Raw genomic sequence first — 1,249 nt, 5'->3', positions numbered from 1 at the left:
GGTGTAATTTGGAGTGGAGAAAATGGGTATACTGAGCTCATGTTGTAACAGCTTACACCATAAGCTATTTAAGATAAAAGCCCTGAACAAAACACTTTCTGTCACTGCCAATGGTTTGTACCACGGTTTCAAGAACGTCGGGCTAAAGCCAGCTAAAGTGTTTGCGATATCTTTACTTTTGACATCTACCACATTTTAGGAGATGCTATGAATCAGCCCCAATTGATGAGATTGACTTCGATAGGATTGGCCAGCATTCTGTTACTGGGAATATTTGGTAAGTCACTAATTAGTGGAAATGAACCTTTCTCATGGCTCGTGCAGAAACAACGGGGCGATAGTGAATGGACATTTGCTAATTGGTGTCGCAAAAAGGCTTCTTTGAGTGCTGAAACTAAACATACTGTTGAGGTGTTGTTGAAGAAAGCGGGAACTACTGAGTGCGAGGCGGCCGATCGACAACTTTCGAGTCTCACGAAACTAAAGCTCGACAAAAATCAAATCAGCGATATCAAACCGCTAGCATCTTTGACTCGCCTGGATTGGCTCTCCCTCGACAACAATCAAATCAGCGACATCAAACCGCTAGCATCCTTGACTAAATTGAATTACCTCGCCCTCACCCACAATCAAATTAAGGACATCAAACCGCTAGCATCCTTGACGAACCTGGATTGGCTCTGGCTCGACAAAAATCAAATCCGTGACATCAAACCGCTAGCATCCTTGACTAAACTGAATTGCCTCTTCCTCGACAGCAATCAAATCCGTGACATCAAACCGCTAGCATCCTTGACAAAAGTGAATTACCTCTCTCTCAACAGAAATCAGATCGGGGATATCAAACCGCTAGCATCCTTGACTAAACTGAATTACCTCTCCCTCAACAGAAATCAGATCGGGGATATCAAACCGCTAGCATCTTTGACTAACCTGACTTCACTGTTCCTCGACAACAATAAAATCAACGACATCAAACCGCTAGCATCCTTGACTAACCTGACTAGGCTCAACCTTAACAACAATAAAATCAAGGACATCAAACCGCTAGCATCTTTAGGCTCCTCCCATAATTCTTGTGGGGTAGACATCCTGGCTGCCGTTAACAGGCTTTTTGGGAGATGTTTCTTGACTAACCTGACTGTACTCGATCTCCACAACAATCAAATCAGCGACATCAAACCGCTAGCATCCTTGACTAACCTGACTAGGCTCAACCTTAACAACAATAAAATCAAGGACATCAAAC

Annotated in this window: 2 protein-coding genes; one reads left to right on the top strand and one right to left on the bottom strand. The window is 43.4% G+C overall.

What is annotated here, in order from left to right:
- On the bottom strand, positions 1 to 192 hold a 192-nt coding region (locus tag QUA50_RS28505; RefSeq protein WP_333298970.1), incomplete at its 3' end, for a hypothetical protein.
- Between the two features lie 15 nt (positions 193 to 207).
- On the opposite strand from QUA50_RS28505, the gene QUA50_RS28500 reads away from it, so the two are divergent.
- A partial coding sequence (locus tag QUA50_RS28500) for a leucine-rich repeat domain-containing protein (protein WP_333268617.1) occupies positions 208 to 1,249 on the top strand: 1,042 nt, incomplete at its 3' end.

Origin of the sequence: Microcoleus sp. M2_D5 (assembly GCF_036701935.1) — a bacterium.
Taxonomy (GTDB): domain Bacteria; phylum Cyanobacteriota; class Cyanobacteriia; order Cyanobacteriales; family Microcoleaceae; genus Microcoleus.
The sequence above is the reverse complement of the archived record's forward strand: the minus strand, read 5'-3'. Positions and strand labels throughout refer to the sequence as shown.